At 41.8% G+C, this 17,468-nt stretch carries 11 protein-coding genes; 4 read left to right on the top strand and 7 right to left on the bottom strand.

Translation table 11 applies throughout. The annotated features are described in order from the left end of the window. Window positions 1-35: 35 nt before the first annotated feature. Together JWR61_RS12040 and serA are read right to left on the bottom strand one after the other, a co-directional pair. A complete protein-coding gene (locus tag JWR61_RS12040) occupies window positions 36-1,349 on the bottom strand; it encodes an AAA family ATPase (RefSeq protein WP_301928057.1) in 1,314 nt (437 codons plus the stop codon). Between the two features lie 62 nt (window positions 1,350-1,411). Further along, window positions 1,412-2,650, bottom strand: a complete 1,239-nt coding sequence (gene serA / locus JWR61_RS12045) for a phosphoglycerate dehydrogenase (protein WP_290336038.1) — start codon at window positions 2,648-2,650, stop codon at window positions 1,412-1,414. Between the two features lie 131 nt (window positions 2,651-2,781). Here serA and JWR61_RS12050 point away from each other — a divergent pair, with 131 nt between their 5' ends. Then, complete coding sequence (locus tag JWR61_RS12050) at window positions 2,782-4,062, top strand: serine hydrolase (RefSeq protein ID WP_290336039.1); 1,281 nt, start codon at window positions 2,782-2,784, stop codon at window positions 4,060-4,062. Between the two features lie 79 nt (window positions 4,063-4,141). Here JWR61_RS12050 and JWR61_RS12055 read toward each other — a convergent pair whose 3' ends face one another. Next, on the bottom strand, window positions 4,142-5,422 hold the full coding sequence (locus JWR61_RS12055; protein WP_301928058.1) for a nucleoside recognition domain-containing protein: 1,281 nt from the start codon (window positions 5,420-5,422) through the stop codon (window positions 4,142-4,144). Between the two features lie 242 nt (window positions 5,423-5,664). Between JWR61_RS12055 and ychF the strand changes: the two genes are divergently transcribed. Next, a complete protein-coding gene (gene ychF, locus JWR61_RS12060; protein WP_301928215.1) occupies window positions 5,665-6,765 on the top strand; it encodes a redox-regulated ATPase YchF in 1,101 nt (366 codons plus the stop codon). A 433-nt stretch (window positions 6,766-7,198) separates the two neighbouring features. Here ychF and JWR61_RS12065 read toward each other — a convergent pair whose 3' ends face one another. After that, window positions 7,199-8,506, bottom strand: a complete 1,308-nt coding sequence (locus JWR61_RS12065) for a fasciclin domain-containing protein (RefSeq protein WP_301928059.1) — start codon at window positions 8,504-8,506, stop codon at window positions 7,199-7,201. 45 nt (window positions 8,507-8,551) lie between these two features. Next, window positions 8,552-11,275, bottom strand: coding sequence for a TonB-dependent receptor (locus JWR61_RS12070; RefSeq protein ID WP_301928060.1), 2,724 nt, complete (start codon window positions 11,273-11,275; stop codon window positions 8,552-8,554). A gap of 138 nt (window positions 11,276-11,413) precedes the next feature. Between JWR61_RS12070 and JWR61_RS12075 the strand changes: the two genes are divergently transcribed. Continuing rightward, the gene (locus JWR61_RS12075) at window positions 11,414-12,343 is read left to right on the top strand and encodes a phosphoribosylaminoimidazolesuccinocarboxamide synthase (RefSeq protein WP_301928061.1); all 930 of its coding nucleotides are present in this window, start codon (window positions 11,414-11,416) and stop codon (window positions 12,341-12,343) included. A 40-nt stretch (window positions 12,344-12,383) separates the two neighbouring features. Next, window positions 12,384-13,502 (top strand): lactonase family protein, encoded by a 1,119-nt coding sequence (locus JWR61_RS12080; protein WP_301928062.1) that lies wholly within the window; start codon window positions 12,384-12,386, stop codon window positions 13,500-13,502. Window positions 13,503-13,686: 184 nt separating this feature from the next. Here JWR61_RS12080 and JWR61_RS12085 read toward each other — a convergent pair whose 3' ends face one another. Both JWR61_RS12085 and JWR61_RS12090 read right to left on the bottom strand, forming a co-directional pair. Continuing rightward, complete coding sequence (locus JWR61_RS12085; protein ID WP_301928063.1) at window positions 13,687-14,736, bottom strand: rhodanese-related sulfurtransferase; 1,050 nt, start codon at window positions 14,734-14,736, stop codon at window positions 13,687-13,689. A 124-nt stretch (window positions 14,737-14,860) separates the two neighbouring features. Further along, entirely contained in the window at window positions 14,861-17,407 is a 2,547-nt protein-coding gene (locus tag JWR61_RS12090; RefSeq protein ID WP_301928064.1) for a DUF5686 and carboxypeptidase regulatory-like domain-containing protein, read from the bottom strand. Window positions 17,408-17,468: the final 61 nt, after the last annotated feature.

Here is a 17,468-nt window from a genome sequence, read left to right on the forward strand (position 1 = left end):
TGCTTTAGGCTTTTAGCCTTATGCTTAAGATTGCGTTATTTCTTTATCTTAAGGTACTTCAATATATCATCATATAAACCCGACTCATTTGAATACAGGGCGTAGTTGCGTGCGGATGCAAACCATTCTGAAGTAGTTGGTTTGTGCTGCTTAACAGCCGATAATAAATCTTTGGTTGTTAACACCTGTATGCTTCCCTTACTCATCGATTCCCTTAGCTTTTCTTCTACCGCAATATCAATCACGGCATTTAAATCAGCACCTGAATAATCGGTTGTTGCAGCAGCTATCTTTTTCACATCTATTTCGCCAACAGGTTTTGCTTGCAGCATTGTTTGCAGCATATTTATCCTTGCTGCCTCATCCGGGGGCGCTACAAAGATTATCCGGTCAAAACGTCCAGGCCGCCTGAAAGCCGCATCAACACTCCAGGGCGCATTGGTGGCCGCTAATACCAGCACACCTTCATTGTCGCTGCTTACACCATCCAGCTCCGCTAAAAACTGGTTAATAACATGGCGCATGGCAGACTGTTTTAAATCGCTCCTGCTCGCCCCCATGGCATCTACTTCATCAAAAAATAATACACAGGGTTTGTTACGCCGTGCCATTTCAAAAATCTCATGCAGGTTTTTCTCGCTGTTACCTATCCACATGTCTAAAATATCATGTAAACCGATGCTGATAAATTGGGCATCTATTTCGCCCGCGGTGGCTTTGGCAATAAATGTTTTGCCACAACCGGGGGGGCCGTATAATAAAATTCCGCCTCCGCTCTTTTTTCCAAATGCTTTGTAGAGTTCCGGATTTTTTAATGGCTGAATGATTTTGATAGAAATTTCTTCTTTTACTTTTTCCATTCCGCCCACATCTTTAAATCTGAGCGAAGGCTTTTCCATCAGGTATTCCTCATCATCCAGAAAATCAAGATCGTCATCCATTGAATTGCCTGCAGAAGGCATGCGCAAATGACTGTCAATTTCTTCATCCGTAAACCCGGGATTTAACGCCAGCACTTGCTGATAATTATTGAGCGCCTGTTCCATTGATCCCTCTTTTATCAGTGACTTAATGTATAGCACCTGGTCGGCTACGCCCATCTCATTTTGCATTTGCTCATATACGATAATGGCCGCTGAATATTTTTGCTGATAATAATAACCCGCAGCAAGCCCTGCCTGGGCTTTTGCATTTCCATAGCTTCGCTGCAAAACATCCTGGTATTGCCTTGTTGCTTCGTCGTATTTTTTTTCAGCCATCAACATGCCCGCAACCTGCAAACGCAATGGTACATTTTCAGGCGATACTTCAAGCGCCTCCAGTAAATTTTTTATTATTTCATCCGACATGCGTAACTATTATGTTCTAAAAAAAACCGAAAACTGCTGAATTTGCCCTTTTCTGCTGCCAACTAATACAACATCCTCACTTTAATGGTGTCCTTCACATTTTTCAGCAAGGCGAGTGCGTTATTGCTTAAACTCTTGTCTACGTCCAGCACCACATAACCAATGGCATCATTGGTTTTTAAATATTGCCCGAGGATATTGATTTTATGTTTGGAGAGCTGAGTATTTATTTCAGACAATACTCCCGGAACGTTTCTATGGATATGCAATATGCGATGTGTTCCCTCCTGTGGCGGTAAACTCAACGCAGGTATCGTATGCGATCCAAAACTAACTCCCTTTTCCAGGTAGTTAAATAACTTGCTGCTCACGTCATCGCCTATATTATGCTGCGCTTCCTGCGTACTGCCACCGATATGCGGGGTAAGTAGCACGTTGCTTAAACCCTGCAGCGGACTCGTAAATTTGTCGCCGTTTTTTTCGGGTTCCCAGGGAAACACATCAATGGCGGCTCCACTCAATTGCCCGTCTGTTAAGGCTTTCGCCAATGCATCCAGGTCAACCACTTCGCCCCTGGCATAATTAATCAATATACTGCCCTTTTTAAACGACTTCAGGATATTTTTATTGATCAGATTTTTTGTGCTCGCTGTTTCGGGCACATGCAGCGATACTATATCTGCTGCGGACACTAATTCCTTCAGTGTTTTTTTAGGCTCTGCGTTACCCAATGGCAGCTTGGTTTCGGCATCATAAAAAATTACTTTCATTCCCAGGCCTTCGGCTAATACACTCAGCTGACTGCCAATATTGCCATAGCCAATGATTCCCAGTGTTTTGCCCCGCAATTCGTAACTACCTGCTGCATCTTTGTTCCACGTACCTTCATGGGCGGCTTTATTTTTATCTATGATCTTCCTGATCAGCATAATAGACGAACCTATCACCAGTTCGGCAACACTTCTTGTATTACTGTAAGGTGCATTAAAAACCGCAATACCATGCCCTGTTGCCGAAGCAAGATCTACCTGGTTAATACCAATACAAAAACATCCGATAGCTTGTAATTTTTCAGCAGCTTCAATTACTTTGGCTGTTAATTTAGTTTTGCTTCTTATGCCCACCAGGTGCACATTCTTTATTTCTTTAATCAGTTGTTCTTCGCTCAATGCTCCGTTTAATTTACGAACGTTGGCATAACCTTTATCGTTAAAATATTTTACTGCAACGTCACTTATATTCTCCAAAAAAAGAATATTAATTTTCTCTTTTGGATAACTTGTTAATTTTTTCTCTGCCATGAATTTTACTTGTTATTTTGCACAAATATATTCTATCTATTTCTTAATATTTTATGATCGCATTAAAAAGATACTCCTGCCACAATCTGTCGACGGTTGTTGGCAACCATATACGTTATTCAATTTTGCTGATGCCATTACTTTTTACGGCATGCAATTCCGCGGCTCCTAAAACGGCGGTAATTGAAAAAGATTCGACCGGCCTGTTACTCAGCGCCGCTCCCATACCCCTCTCAAAAGCAGAAGCACAGCGGCTTTACGATGGTTGCGCCCAATGGTACGACAGTGCACTGAAATTAAGAGGTTTTAACGGGGGCATTGTAGTTGCCAAAAATGGCAATATTGTTTTTGAAGCATACAATGGCAATGCACATATAAACCGCAAGGAGCCCATCGATTCATTAAGTTCTTTTCACATAGCATCCGTATCAAAAACATTTACTGCTATGGCTGTTTTAAAATTATGGCAGGATGGCAAACTCAATATTGATGATGAATTCAGCAAATACTTTCCAGCATTTAATTACCCTGGAGTAACTGTACGCAGCTTGTTAAATCACCGGAGTGGTTTGCCAAATTATTTGTATTTTATGGAAACACTTGGATGGGACAAAAAAACACTGATAAAAAACGAAGATGTCTTAAATTATTTAATCACCCGCAAGGCAGAGCTCACCAATATTGCAACTCCAAATACCCATTTTACTTATTGCAATACCAACTATGCTTTACTTGCTTTACTTGTGGAAAAAATAAGTGGCACCAATTTTCCGAATTACCTGCAGCAAACTTTTTTTTTACCGCTGCAAATGAAACATACCTTTTTATTTAACAGCCTGGATACTTCTAAAGTAAACCCCAGCTACGACTGGCGTGGACGGCAGATTCCCCTTGGATTTTTAGACGGCGTATATGGTGATAAAAATATTTATACCACACCAAGAGATTTATTAAAGTGGGACAGGGCACTGACCGGCGGTAAGCTATTTACAAAACAAACACTGGAGCAGGCTTATACACCTTACAGCAATGAAAAAGCAGGCGTAAAAAATTATGGCCTTGGCTGGAGGATGAACATTTTTCCCAACGGCAAAAAAACCATTTACCACAATGGATGGTGGCATGGCAGTAATGCAGCCTTCCTTCGCTTGCTGCCCGATTCGGTCGCCATTATTGTTATTGGTAATAAATACAACAGTAATATTTACCATGCAAAGGAATTGGCCAATTTATTCGGCGACTACAATGGCAGAGGTAGCGAAGAAGATGAAACTGAGAATTCAAAAGTAAAAGAGATTTTGCTGCCTATAAATGGCGTACCTGCAACCATTCAACAACCAGCTCTTTTAAATAAAAGTGCACAGGTCCAGCCAAAATCGAAACACAAAAATAAAAGACATAAACGCCGTTAAAAAAAAGTAAGGCTGGCAGCAATTAACAATGCTGACAGGCTTTAAACTGTTATAAAAAGGAAGCGTCTTAAAACGTCGTCTACATGCTATTGCCAAAAAACAAATAACACAAAATGATCGCCGTGATCACACCCACTAAATCGGCTATCAGCATAGATCCTATAGCATACCGGGTATTCTTTATACTCACGGAGCCAAAGTAAACCGCCACCACATAAAAAGTGGTATCAGATGCGCCCTGAAAAATACCCGACAATTTACTGGCAAACGAATCAGGACCAAAAGTAGTCATTGTACTCACCATCATGCCCCTTGCTGCGCCGCCGCTTAAAGGCCTTATCAATGCTGTTGGCAGGCCATCTACAAAGCGGGTATCGGCACCAAGCAGGGCAAAAAAATGTTTCATTCCACTGATAACCGCATCAAATGTGCCACTGGTACGTAACATACTCACTGCAACCAATATCCCCAATATATAAGGTATAATTCTGATAGCTGTATCAAACCCGTTTTTAGCCCCGTCTATAAACGCAGCAAACAAATCAATTTTCTTGTACAAGCCCCCCAGCACTATCAGCAAAAATACCAGCAAAATTATACCATTGCTTAATTTACTGGAAAACAACTGAATGCCAGCAGCATCCAGCCTGGTAACATAATATACAAGCAAAGCAATAACCGCAGAAATGCCCAGCACCCAGGCCAATATTACAGGCTGAAATAGATTAATCTTTTGCCTGAAGGATACGATGATCATGGCGGCCATGGTACCCACAAAAGTTACAATCATACAGGGCAAAAAAACATCGGTGGGGTCCGAGGCATGTTGTGCCGCCCGTACAGCAATTACACTCACCGGAATTAAATTTAACCCGGCGGCATGCAGGCACAAAAACATGATCTGCGAGTTGGAGGCTACTTCTTTATCGGGGTTCAGCTCCTGCAGGCTTTCCATGGCCTTTAAACCAAATGGCGTTGCAGCATTATCAAGGCCCAACAAATTCGCAGAAAAATTCATAATCATATGCCCCATGGAAGGATGCCCCCTGGGTATTTCAGGAAAAAGTTTAGAAAAGAAGGGACCGGCAATACGGGATAAAAGCCTTATTCCGCCAGCCTTTTCGGCAATATTCATAAAGCCGATAAACAGTGCCAGTATACCCACCAGCTTAAGACAAATATCTACTGCAACCCAGCAGGTTTCAATAATACCGTCCAGTTTAAGCGGATTCAGCGGATCACTGGCTTTACCGCTTACCATCCAGGCAAACAGCTGGGCGTCGCCAAAGAAAAAACATTTAATGCCCGCTACCGTGATAGCAATAATGATAAAAGCCGACCAGATTCTGCTTAATGCCATAATGATAATGGATAATTAATAATTTGCTTTTGAGTATTGATAAAGGTTTTCCGTTTTGATGACTACCATTTTACCATGATCACAAATTAGCGTTTTATCCCGAAACCCAAAATTTGATTGCAAACCTTACCTTTGCAGCCTGAAAATTTGTTCTGTTGTACTAAACAGCCTGATCATCATTGTTTAAACAAATGATACAGCGGAGAGTAACAGCAATCAACCAACCAAAAATAATTAACAACATGGCTTTAAAGGCAGGTATCGTGGGGTTACCCAATGTAGGAAAATCAACTTTATTTAATGCTGTAAGTAATAGTGCCAAAGCGCAGGCCAGCAATTACCGCTTTTGTACCATTGAGCCCAATACAGGTCTTGTAAATGTGCCCGATCCAAGAATGGATAAGCTTGCAGAACTGGTGCAACCTCAACGCACCGTTCCTACACAAATTGAAATTGTTGATATCGCCGGCCTTGTGCGTGGCGCCAGCAAGGGCGAAGGCCTGGGCAATAAATTTTTGGCCAATATCCGCGAAGTGGATGCCATCATACATGTGATACGTTGTTTTGAAGATGAAAATATTTTAAGGGATGAAGGCGCCATCAATCCATTAAGCGATAAAGAAATTATTGAAACAGAGCTGCAGTTGAAAGACCTGGATGGTGTTGAAAGAAAACTTGCCCGTACAGAAAAAATGCTGAAGACAGGCGATGCAAAATTAAAGCTGGAATACGATGTACTGCTGCGCTGCAAAGAGCATTTAAACAAAGGCAAAGGCATTATCTCCATGGGTTTAACCAAAGACGAAAACGAGGCCATTGCTGAAAACTTCTTTTTAAGTGATAAGCCCGTGCTGTATGTAGCCAATGTAGACGAAGCCAGCATGCATACCGGAAATAAATTTTCTGATGCACTTGTAGCTGCCGCAAAAGCAGAAGGCTCCGAAGTAATTGTGATGACCAATGCCATTGAATCGCAAATTGCAGAACTGGAAGATCCGGAAGATAAAGCCATGTTTATGGAAGAGTATAAAATGACAGAACCTGCATTGGACAGGCTGATTCATTCCACCTATAAACTACTCAACCTCTCTACTTATTTTACCGCCGGCGTACAGGAAGTAAGGGCCTGGACCATCCACCAGGGCTGGAAAGCACCGCAGGCTGCAAGCGTTATCCATACTGACTTTGAGAAGGGTTTCATCAAAGCTGAAGTAATCGCCTACGATGATTTTATTACCTATAAATCAGAGGCTGCCTGCAGGGAAAACGGCAAACTAAGAATTGAGGGAAAAGAATACATAGTGCATGATGGCGACGTGATGCATTTCAGGTTTAATGTGTAGCCCCTATCCCCTAAGAGAGTTAGTTTGAAAATATCTCAGCTGTAGTAAAGTTTCACGGCGGGAATGGAGTATCAATAATTTGTCCGGGCTAAGAAGCTATGCGGAACATCGTTGCATCGCCCTCTTTTACATTATACCTTTTGGGAAAGTTTCTAATTTCGTCTGATAAGCAGTTGTTTTTTTAGACTCCGGCATTAAAATTTATCGGTGGACCAACATAGGTTATTCAGCGACCATAAATGGATTTACAACAAGAAGAGGTGTCATCTCTTGTTCGCAAAAATAAAAGCTCAATAAAGTGGTAAAGTAAAAGAGTGCGACGCCACCGCAGTTGTACACAGCTTCCCGGCCCGGACAAAAAATAACTACAAATTGCTTGCATTAAAAAGGGCCTCAACAACTGAAGCCCTTTTGAATATTTTTATTGAAAGAGTTATAACGGAAGCGGAAGCAATACCTGGTCTATTTTGTGTAACACCCCATTTAAATAGTTTTGATCACTTGTACCTACAGGGTCAGGCAACAAAGGCGAAGCATTGATAATCAAATTTGCTGCAGTGGCATTACCCAGCCCCTTAATTGTTGCGGAGGTCACAAACGGAACACCAAACACAGCAGTTAATCCAACACCAGGATGTGCAGCTACAGCTCCATTTAACAGCGTTGGATAATTGGTAGTAGTGGTGGGGAAATTATTTGTATAAGCCCTAGTACCAAGAATATGGTACACTACAATGCCTTTAACTGTCTGTGCTGTTAAAACACTAAACAGCAGCGGATTACTAAACACATCCGGTGTAGAAGCAAGTGCTGTTGCCTGTCCGATTGCAATTGGTGGCGCATTGGTTGCTGCCAGTGCGGCTGCATCAGCCTGGCTCATTCCGCCGCCCATGTATGCTGCTGTTAACTGCTGAATTACTTGTGGCAACAACCCCTTGTATATAGCACCCGTAAGGGTGGCTTTAAAGGCTGCGTCAGTTGGTGCAAATACGGTAAGATTAGCACCAATATTCAGTAAAGCCGATTGCAACGTTCCCGGCGCAGCGGTGCCGCTGTCAGCACGGTTAATAGCTGCTTTTAAATAGGTTAAAGCAGTATCGGTACTGATTCTATCCCAGAGAAATTTTTGCGGTGGTGTAACAACAAGCGCTGTATGATGTATAACGCCATTGGCTGCCGCCATATCAACCGAAGTCAGCGGAATATTATTTAACCATGCACCGTTGCGGGTTGTTGGAAAAGTGGTAAGTCTTAATAAAGCACTTACAGACGGTGCCGGATTTAAAATTGTGGGGTATTGCAAATTGGGAAAAGTAGCAGGAATGCCTCCAGAAAGCAAGGTTTGTGAAGTAATGTTATAACTAACAATGCCAGCCGCTGCTGCCGCCGGAATTTTGGTACTTATAAAGCCTGAAAAAACTGCATCTGGCGCTTGTAATGGAACCAGCCCTCCGGAGATTGCATTGATGAAAACCTTCATAGCATTATTGTCCGGTACGAACATGGTATAACTGGTAGCTTTATTGTTAATGGTAGATACCAGTCCCGCTCTTGAAATTAGACGGTAATACAAACTGTCGCTTGCGGTACCAGCAATGGTTTCTCCCAATGCTTTCCCCGTTGGGGGCGTTACCGGTGTTTCTGTAAACTGCTCCACATCTTTGTTGCAGGAAGCTAATATCAGCATGACTGCTACTAAGTGCAACAAATTATTTTTCAATATTTGGGTAATGTATTTCATACAAAAAGTTTAATTTTTTATTACGTTATAAATGCGGGGTTGTTATTAATAAACATTATAGCCGAAACTCAGGTAATACAATCCACCGATGCGGCTGTTACCAACTGCATTGTAGTAATATTGATTGAGCAGGTTATTGGCCCCTAACTTAATAATAGATTTTGATGAAGGAATTTTATAACTCACTTGCGCATCCACCGTTTGTACAGACGGTAAATTGCCGTTAGCTAAATCTCCCTGGAAATAAAACGCATCCTGCCAGCGATAAGCAACAGCAAAGCCGAGCCTGTTGTTTTTTCCAAAACCATTGTTGGCAAAAGTGGCGTTCAGTTTATATTTGGGTGAGTTGAAAGACGCAATAAAATTGGTTGGCACATCGGTTAAATTATCAGAAGCGGCATTTACACTCAGCGAATAATTGCGGCTAATTTTATAATCCATGCCAATACCAAAACCGTAGGTTTTAACTTTCGATGTGGAATTAATTGGTACAGAATAAATCTGCCCTGCATCTGCATCAGCCGGCGTAATCGGAGCGCCTGTGCGTGATTGAACTACTACTTTTCTCGCAAGGAAATTGGTGTACTGACCATAGTAACTATAAATGTCAAGTAATAATTTCGAATCAGCAATCAGCCCCTTGTATCCGGCTTCAAAAGAAGAGATGGCTTCTGGTTTTAACGTGGCAAAGTTTTGCTGCACCGTTTTACCCGCTTTTAACGAATCCCTGTCATAAGCAGGATTGGAATCAAAATGATAAATATTTTTAAAGGCTTCATTGCCACCGATCAGTTTGTAGGAAACAAGGTCCAGGTTAATCCATTGCATTTGGGTAGAAGGAAAACGGTAAGCTGTTTGGTAACTCAACCGGAAATTGCTGTTTTCTCCTGCTTTAATCACAGCAGTAACTCTTGGCGTAAACCGGCCTTTAAAATTTTGGTTTTTATCATACCTGCCGGAAGCTGTTAATTTAATACCGGGGGTAATGGCTTTGGACGCCTGTAAGAATGCGCCCATTTCGTTGATACCGATTGTTCCCGCTGTATCTGCAAACAATGTTCCCTGCGAGTTCAATACATATCTTTTGTAATTGGCACCTACGATGATGTCTGCAAAAGACTTTGCGGAAGAAGTTAAATTGTAGCTGCCTTCTGCACCATATAAATCTGTTCTGTCTAATAATGCGCCTCCCTTCGGCACGGGTATTTTGCGCACCCGGTTGTAAATATCATTGAATTCGGAAGTTCCTACCACTGGTCTTCCCACATCCGCGGTTGCCCTGGCCACTGTATGTGCATCCGCATCTGTAGCACCTCCTAATTTAGCTGCCAAAAAAGCCTGCCCGTATTGCGCATACCAGCCCGTGGAGCCGCCACTTGGTTTCCATGCTTCATTAAAATTCTGCGTGGTTGCTCCAAGGTTATAAGATTCACCCGCATTTTCCTGCGTGGTATACCCTCTCAGCATCCAGTTTTTGTTGTTCAGTTCCAGTTTGTACTGGCCCATTTTAAAATCTTTAATGGAATATCTTGAAGCGCCGGTATAAACCGTGTTTCCTGTGCCCCAATAGCCGGCCAGCGTTGCTTCTGTACCAGGCGTTAATTTATAATGAAGCGAAGCGCCAAGCTTAAAATTCACTGTGTTGGGGTCAAGTATCTGTTGTTCGGTATAACCGGTACGGGATACGTTGATTGGTTGCGAAGTAAGAGTACCAATGAACGGCGCTAAAAACGGCGCTTGTCCTGCCACGCCATTTAATACCTGGCGGATATCTGCAGTTGTTTCATCGCCATAAACGTTCACGCCATCATAGTTAGGATCGGTGGCTCTTGTGCCGGCCCTTAACTTTCCGTTTGACCGGTCGTAATCCCTATAGTCGGTGCCTATCCAGTCTTTAGCCTGTATTAATTCCGTGGTTATTTTAAAGGCAAATTTATCAGATACTTTTACGCCCCATCTTAAAGCCCAGTTGTGATAGGGAGCGGGTGATCTTTCGCTGCCATCTGTGTGCATAATTCCTTCTTTCACTATAAAAGATAAACCTTGGTATTTAAATGGGTTTTTACTTGTCATCAGCATGGTCCCATTCATACCACCTGAGCCGTATAAAGCAGAGGAAGCACCTGGCAGCAATTCAATATTATCCACATCCAGTTCATTTAAACCAATAATGGCACCTACTGAAAAATTCAATCCCGGTGCCTGGTTATCCATACCATCTACCAATTGATTGAACCTTACATTACCACTGCCGCCAAAACCACGGGTAGTAGGTGTTTTAAAGGTGAGTGATGAGGTAGTTACATCCACCCCTTTTAAAGTACTTACCACATCGTAAAAGTTAGCCGATGGAGCATTGCGTATATTGGAAGCGCTTAATCTTTCAATGGAAACAGGTGATTCCAGTATTTTTTGTGGCACCCTTGAGGCAGATACCACTACCTCCTGCCCCAATGAATTGGCTGGCTCCAGCTTGATGGTGATTGATTGTTCTGTGCCGGAAACTTCCACTTCTTTCAGGCCATATCCTACGGAAGATATGATGAGCGTTACAGGTAATTTCTGTGTTACAGAGATTTTGAAATTTCCTTTATCGTCAGAAAAAGTTCCTGCATCTGACCCTTTTACCAGCACAGATACGGCGGACAGCCTCTCATTATTTACCTTGTTAAAAATAGTGCCGGTGATGGTATTGGTTTGGGCAAGGGCAGGCATGGTAACAAGCGTAATTAGCACCATAGCGCAAATATAGGTTACACATTTTTTCATATAGCATTGTTTAGTTAGTAAATATCGGGCAAAATAAGCATTGTTACTATGGTGTTGAAATTTTATTTGGCACGCTATGTTGAAATTTTATTTAAGGGTAAATTGGGTGATTAGACGAGTTGCCTGTAATTTAGCCGAATGGCAACATTTAATTTTCCCGGGCAAACAAAATTCTACAGCGGAAAGGTAAGAGATGTTTACACAATTGATGATAAATGGCTGGTAATGATAGCCAGTGACCGGATATCTGCATTTGATGTAATACTACCGAAACCCATCCCATTTAAAGGACAGGTATTAAACCAAATAGCTGCTTACATGCTAAAGGCAACAGCTGATATTTGCCCCAACTGGCTTGTGAATACACCAGCGCCCAATTGCGCTATCGGTAAAAAATGTGTTCCCTTTAAAGTAGAGATGGTAATCCGCGGAAACCTCACAGGCCACGCCTGGCGTACTTATAGCAGTGGTACAAGAATTTTATGCGGTGTAACTATGCCGGAAGGAATGAAAGAAAATGATTTTTTTCCTGAACCTATTATAACGCCTTCTACAAAGGCGGATGTCGGGCATGATGAAGACATCAGCCGGGAAGACATCATTAAAAAAGGCATTGCTTCCGAAGTTGATTATTCAGTAATGGAAAAGTACACGCGGGCGCTGTTTGCAAGGGGCAAAGATCTGGCAGCTAAACAGGGTTTGATTTTAGTTGACACCAAATATGAGTTCGGTAAAATCGGTGATGAAATTTACCTGATGGATGAAATACACACGCCTGACAGCAGCCGTTATTTTTATGCAGATGGATATGAAGACAGACAATCAGCGGGCGAAAGGCAGAAACAACTGAGCAAAGAATTCGTGAGAGAATGGCTGATTGAAAATAATTTTATGGGCAAACAGGGACAGACCGTTCCGGAAATGACAGATGATTGGATCACTACCATCAGCAACCGTTACATTGAGTTGTATGAAAAAGTAATTGGTGAAAAATTTGTGCCGGAAACTTTGAGCGACACCGAAACTTTTAACCGTATCACTGATGCTTTGCAAGAAATAACAGCTTAAAAAATCATCAACAATCATCTTCTATTTTAAATAAGATACCATGCGTTTTGTAATAGTATTGCTTAGTCTTTTTGTTACCCAAATTATAGTGGCTCAAAAAAAGCCTTACCTGCTTGTAGGCACTTATACCTCCGGAAAATCGGAAGGCATTTATGTATATTCTTTTGATGAAAAAAATGCAACTGCTGATTTAGTTAGTGTAGCTAAAACAAAAAACCCCTCCTACCTCGCCGTTGCCCCAAATAAAAAAACAGTGTATGCAGTTAATGAAACTGCTGATACAACGGGTTCGGTTGTTGGCGGTGGCGTTACCGCTTTTTCATTTGCAGATGGAAAACTCAATGCTATGAGTACGCAGTTATCTGGTGGTACAAATCCCTGTTATGTGTCAGTTACCAAATCGGGCAAGTGGGTTTTTGCCGGCAATTATTCCAGCGGTACTTTATCAGTATTTCCAGTAAAACAGAGCGGCGATATAGAGCCCGCAAGCCAAACAATACAACATACCGGGACCGGCCCCAACAAAGACAGGCAGGAAGGACCACATGTGCATTCAACTGTTTTATCCCCGGATAATAATTATTTATTTGTGCCAAACCTTGGCATCGACAAGGTGATGATTTATCGATTAAATAATAACACAGGATATCTTCGGCCTGCAACGGTTTCCTTTGCCGCAACCGCACCGGGAAGCGGTCCAAGGCATTTTGATTTTGCTCCCAATAATCACTTTGCTTACCTGATGGAAGAGATGTCGGGTAACGTGGTAGCTTATGCCTATAACAATGGCTTATTAAAGCAATTACAAATTATCAGCAGCATCCCCAAGGACTTTAAAGGAAACGTTGGCGCAGCAGATATTCATGTGTCGCCTGATGGCAAATTTTTGTATTGCAGCAACCGGGGCGATGGCAACACCATTACTATTTTTTCCATTAATCAAAAAACAGGTAGACTGGCATTAGCAGGCTACCAGTCTACCTTAGGTAAAACGCCCCGCAATTTTAACTTTGATCCCTCAGGCAATTTTTTACTGGTAGCCAACCAGGCAAGCGACAACATTGTTATCTTTAAAATTGACAGAAAAACAGGCTTACTATCGGACACGGGCAAACGCATTGAAGTGGCTAACCCTGTATGTATTAAGTGGATTTTTTAAAGGCGGAAAGCTGAAAGCCGAAAGCACAATGCAGCTTTTACCCGCAAGCAGACTTGTTCTTTACTGATTTTAAAACTCTTGCTAAAGTTCAGGGAGTATTTTATTTTCTGCCTGAAGTTCATCCACTTAATCATCATTGGATGCGAGACATTGAAGATTGTAGTTAGCCCTTAGTTTTGTTCTTTTAGCCCTTAGCATTTCTTTCATCCAGCCTTGGCCTTAACCGCTGCTTGCTTTTATTGAAAATCATTGTTCCCTTTTTGATGCCTTTGCGCATTTCTTTTTGTACTTCTATTGGCAGGTTATACACCGCCTGGCAACCTTCGCTGCAGCAACCATCATATTTTTCTGCGCAGGCCGCACATTGTATAAAGAGCAAATGGCAGGCTTCATTTTTACAATTGGTGTGGGTATCTGCAGGTTCGCCGCATTGGTGACAGCGGGCAATAATATCGTTGGTAATCCGCTCCCCAAGCCTGTCGTCAAACACAAAGTTTTTACCTATGAATTTGCTGTCTAAATTATTTTCCTTTGCCTGTTTTGCATAATTGATAATGCCGCCTTCCAGGTGAAATACGTTATTAAACCCGTTGTGTAACATATAAGCACTGGCCTTTTCGCAACGGATGCCGCCGGTGCAATACATGATGATATTTTTTTCTTTTTTATCCTGCATCATATCTACTGCCATCGGTAACTGTTCACGAAAAGTATCGCTGGGTATTTCGATGGCTTTTTCAAAATGGCCCACTTCATATTCATAATGGTTGCGCATATCTATCACTACCGTATCTTCATCCTGCAGCAATTCATTCATCTGTATGGCATTCACATAGCGGCCTTTATTTTCCATACTAAACGCCGGATCGGTGATACCATCTGCTACAATTTTTTGGCGAACTTTAATCTTCAAAACCCAAAAAGATTTCCCGTCATCATCCACCGCGATATTCAACCGCAGGCCACTCAGTGGTGCAATGGAATAGAGATAGTTTCTAAACGCTTCCACATTATCAAATGGTACACTTACCTGGGCGTTGATGCCTTCTTTGGCAATATAAATGCGGCCAAATACTTTTAATGCATTGAGGTGGATGTACAATTCGTCCCGGAATTGTTGCGGATCATCGACTGTGAAATATTGATAGAAGGAAATGGTTGTACGGGGAGTAGTTTCCTGGTACAGTAGTTTTTTGAGCTCCTCCTGGGAAACCCGGTTGTGTAATACGGCCATATAATTTAATTTGATCCCGGCTGTTTCGGGAAATCTTTGAAAGATTGGATGCTTGCAGGGCAAACCAAATTGCGGCGCAAAGATAAATTAAATGAGGCTATTTGTAATCTGCGGTACAAAGATTTTAAAACCCGTTCGTCTTGTCTGTATTCACGACTTTATTGATAGTACCACCCAGCAAACCGCCAAAACCTATGCTGATGGCACTTGTGCGTCTTCTGCCACCGTTTTCAAAGGCCGTAATAAAATCTACCCGGAATATTTTCAGGATATTTTCAAGTCCGATAAATAACTCAACGTGATTGCTGAGCTGGTTTATGTAAAACGTGTTGGTACCTGCTACCAGGTTCCAGTTTAACTGATTAAACCCAGGAATTTTATTGGTGAGCAATCCATTGAAATGATGTTCGATATGTGCCATTCCATAAAACTTAGCCGTTGTGCTGTTGGCATAATAAGAAGACAACTGAAAGCTGTTTAAGTACTCCGCGGCCAGCGTGCTTCTGTTGCCGTTAAAATGCTGGTAATCCTGGATGTAAACTGTTTTGTTATTCAAAAAACCGCCGAGACCGACATTGTATTTCAGCAAGCCCCAAAGTTTAAAATTATTATCATTGGCAACATTGAATTTCCATTTATCGAAGTTTACATCGCTGCCAAAAATACTATTCAAACCCCTGGTATAGTTCAAGGTGAAAGTAGGATACTTTGATCCAATCGCAACTTTGCGATATGGAAATTGCACGTACTGCTGACCGGGCTTATAACTAATGTCGGTACTTACTATTACCGCCTGGTAACGGTTAAACTGGGTGGCTATTTTTTCATACGGATAATTGGGGGTTATATCAACGCTGTCTCTTTTAAACACCGTAAATTTAGTAGTGTTGTTCAATGGTATCCGGTCTTCGTACAATGCCTTTATGCTAAAACGTAAACCACTTTCGTATCGTTTGGTAAAGCCGGTGGCAACAAAAATATTTTCATAAGTCTTCATAAAATTATCGCCATACAGCAAGGTGCTGATGCTGTTGACCAGTGGCGTAATCGGACTTTCTTTATTAAACTGGCTTACTCTTTTACCCGCTGAAAAAGCCCATTCTTCCCGCTTTATTTTTTTATCCAATTCCATGTCTCTTGAGCGAAGTGTAATATCTGTCCATGCATTTAAATGGGCATTGCTAAAACCATAGCGGATATTGGGCATTACAGTCAGCCGCCTGGCAGCCGGCAGATTTTTCTCATAATAACCACCAACATTCAGCACCAACCCTTCTGCTGTATTGTATTCCATGTTCTTTAACAGTGAATTTACGCCCCAGTTATAAGTGTGCAATTTGCTGTAATGCGTACGACTGATACCGCTCCAGAAAACGTCCAGCACTTTAACCTTCCCCTGCTTTTTCTTTAAAGAATCAATCGCCGTTTTGCTGATAGCAGAATCTTTTTGGCGCTCAAATAAACTGTCTTTCACCAGGTAATCTTTTACCTCTTCCTTTTCCAGTGGCACAGGTCGGATGCTGTCCCAGTAAGCAGCGGGCTTTTTATTTACATTGGTATCATATTTAATAATTACTCTGTCAAAATAATTTTTAGCGAAATTGGGAGCTACGTTATAATCTGTGTACACATTTACAAAATTGCCAATTGCATCAATCCCCAGCTTATTAAAATTAAAATGCAGCAACTGATTTTTTACCCGCCACACTTCATCATTTACCGGCACATGAAACTGTGTTATCTGCAACGTATCAATAATCTCCAGCTGTGATTTTTTAGTAAGCTTTAAATCAAAACTATGAATGCGCCAATCGTTTTCCGTGATATTAATGATACCGGAAAAAAGCGGCTCATAATCCCTGCGGGGTGTTACCCGGATGCTGTTGATTTCTTTACCGTTTTCCCAAAAGCTACCCAAAAATTTAAATTTATAAAAACTAATGGCCTTATCGGCAAGGGGCGAGATAAAGCCTCTTGGGTTAAGTTGTTCTGCAAAAATGGTTACGGTATTTTGATATAAACTGATAAACGTTGGAAAGCTGAAACCAAAGCCACTGCTGCCACTCACGCGGCTGCTGACAACCTGCATTTTAAATTTATCAGGTTGCTGAATAGCCACTTTTGCCACCGACTCCGATAAATAAATAATACCCACGCCCAGCGTATCCAGCATCATTTCCTGGCGGTCTGCATCCGGAATTTTTCTGCCGAAAATTTTTGTTGGCAGGTGCCGCAGTTTAATCATATCCTTGGCATATAGGTCACAGGTAAATGCATTTACCTGTTTAAAATAACCGGGTCTTTTTTTAATGGCTTCGCGTATGATCTGGTAGGCAGGGTCTTCACCATTACTTTTTACGACCACTTCTTTCATTACCAGTTTTTGTTCGGCCAAAATAAAAACCAATTCTTCATCGTGTGAATTGATAGTTACTGCCTTTTCCTGCGTAGTATACCCAACGTGCTGGCAAACGATGGTATAAGTGCCGGGTGTTACATTAAATGCAAAACGAGCCCTGTTATTAGCGCTGGCACCGTTGGTAGTACCTTTAATGGTGATAGAAGAATAAGGCAGCAGGTCGCCCTTTGCATTGAAGACAGTGCCGTATATTTTTTGTGCTGATGTTTTAATGGCAATCAATATGGCAAGAAGCAAAAAATATTTCTTCATGGTTAAATATAAATAGCTGCGAATTTAACAGGGATTATGTTATGAAGCTGTAAATGGGAAC

Source organism: Ferruginibacter sp., from assembly GCF_028288465.1.
Classification (GTDB): domain Bacteria; phylum Bacteroidota; class Bacteroidia; order Chitinophagales; family Chitinophagaceae; genus Ferruginibacter.

Excerpts from the sequence above, each read along its gene's own strand:
- JWR61_RS12090 (WP_301928064.1), bottom strand. The coding sequence starts at position 17,407 with ATGAAGAAATATTTTTTGCTTCTTGCCATATTGATTGCCATTAAAACA.
- JWR61_RS12040 (WP_301928057.1), bottom strand. The coding sequence starts at position 1,349 with ATGTCGGATGAAATAATAAAAAATTTACTGGAGGCGCTTGAAGTATCG.
- JWR61_RS12085 (WP_301928063.1), bottom strand. The coding sequence starts at position 14,736 with ATGGCCGTATTACACAACCGGGTTTCCCAGGAGGAGCTCAAAAAACTA.
- JWR61_RS12070 (WP_301928060.1), bottom strand. The coding sequence starts at position 11,275 with ATGAAAAAATGTGTAACCTATATTTGCGCTATGGTGCTAATTACGCTT.
- JWR61_RS12075 (WP_301928061.1), top strand. The coding sequence starts at position 11,414 with ATGGCAACATTTAATTTTCCCGGGCAAACAAAATTCTACAGCGGAAAG.
- JWR61_RS12055 (WP_301928058.1), bottom strand. The coding sequence starts at position 5,422 with ATGGCATTAAGCAGAATCTGGTCGGCTTTTATCATTATTGCTATCACG.
- JWR61_RS12065 (WP_301928059.1), bottom strand. The coding sequence starts at position 8,506 with ATGAAATACATTACCCAAATATTGAAAAATAATTTGTTGCACTTAGTA.
- JWR61_RS12080 (WP_301928062.1), top strand. The coding sequence starts at position 12,384 with ATGCGTTTTGTAATAGTATTGCTTAGTCTTTTTGTTACCCAAATTATA.
- JWR61_RS12050 (WP_290336039.1), top strand. The coding sequence starts at position 2,782 with ATGCCATTACTTTTTACGGCATGCAATTCCGCGGCTCCTAAAACGGCG.
- serA (WP_290336038.1), bottom strand. The coding sequence starts at position 2,650 with ATGGCAGAGAAAAAATTAACAAGTTATCCAAAAGAGAAAATTAATATT.
- ychF (WP_301928215.1), top strand. The coding sequence starts at position 5,665 with ATGGCTTTAAAGGCAGGTATCGTGGGGTTACCCAATGTAGGAAAATCA.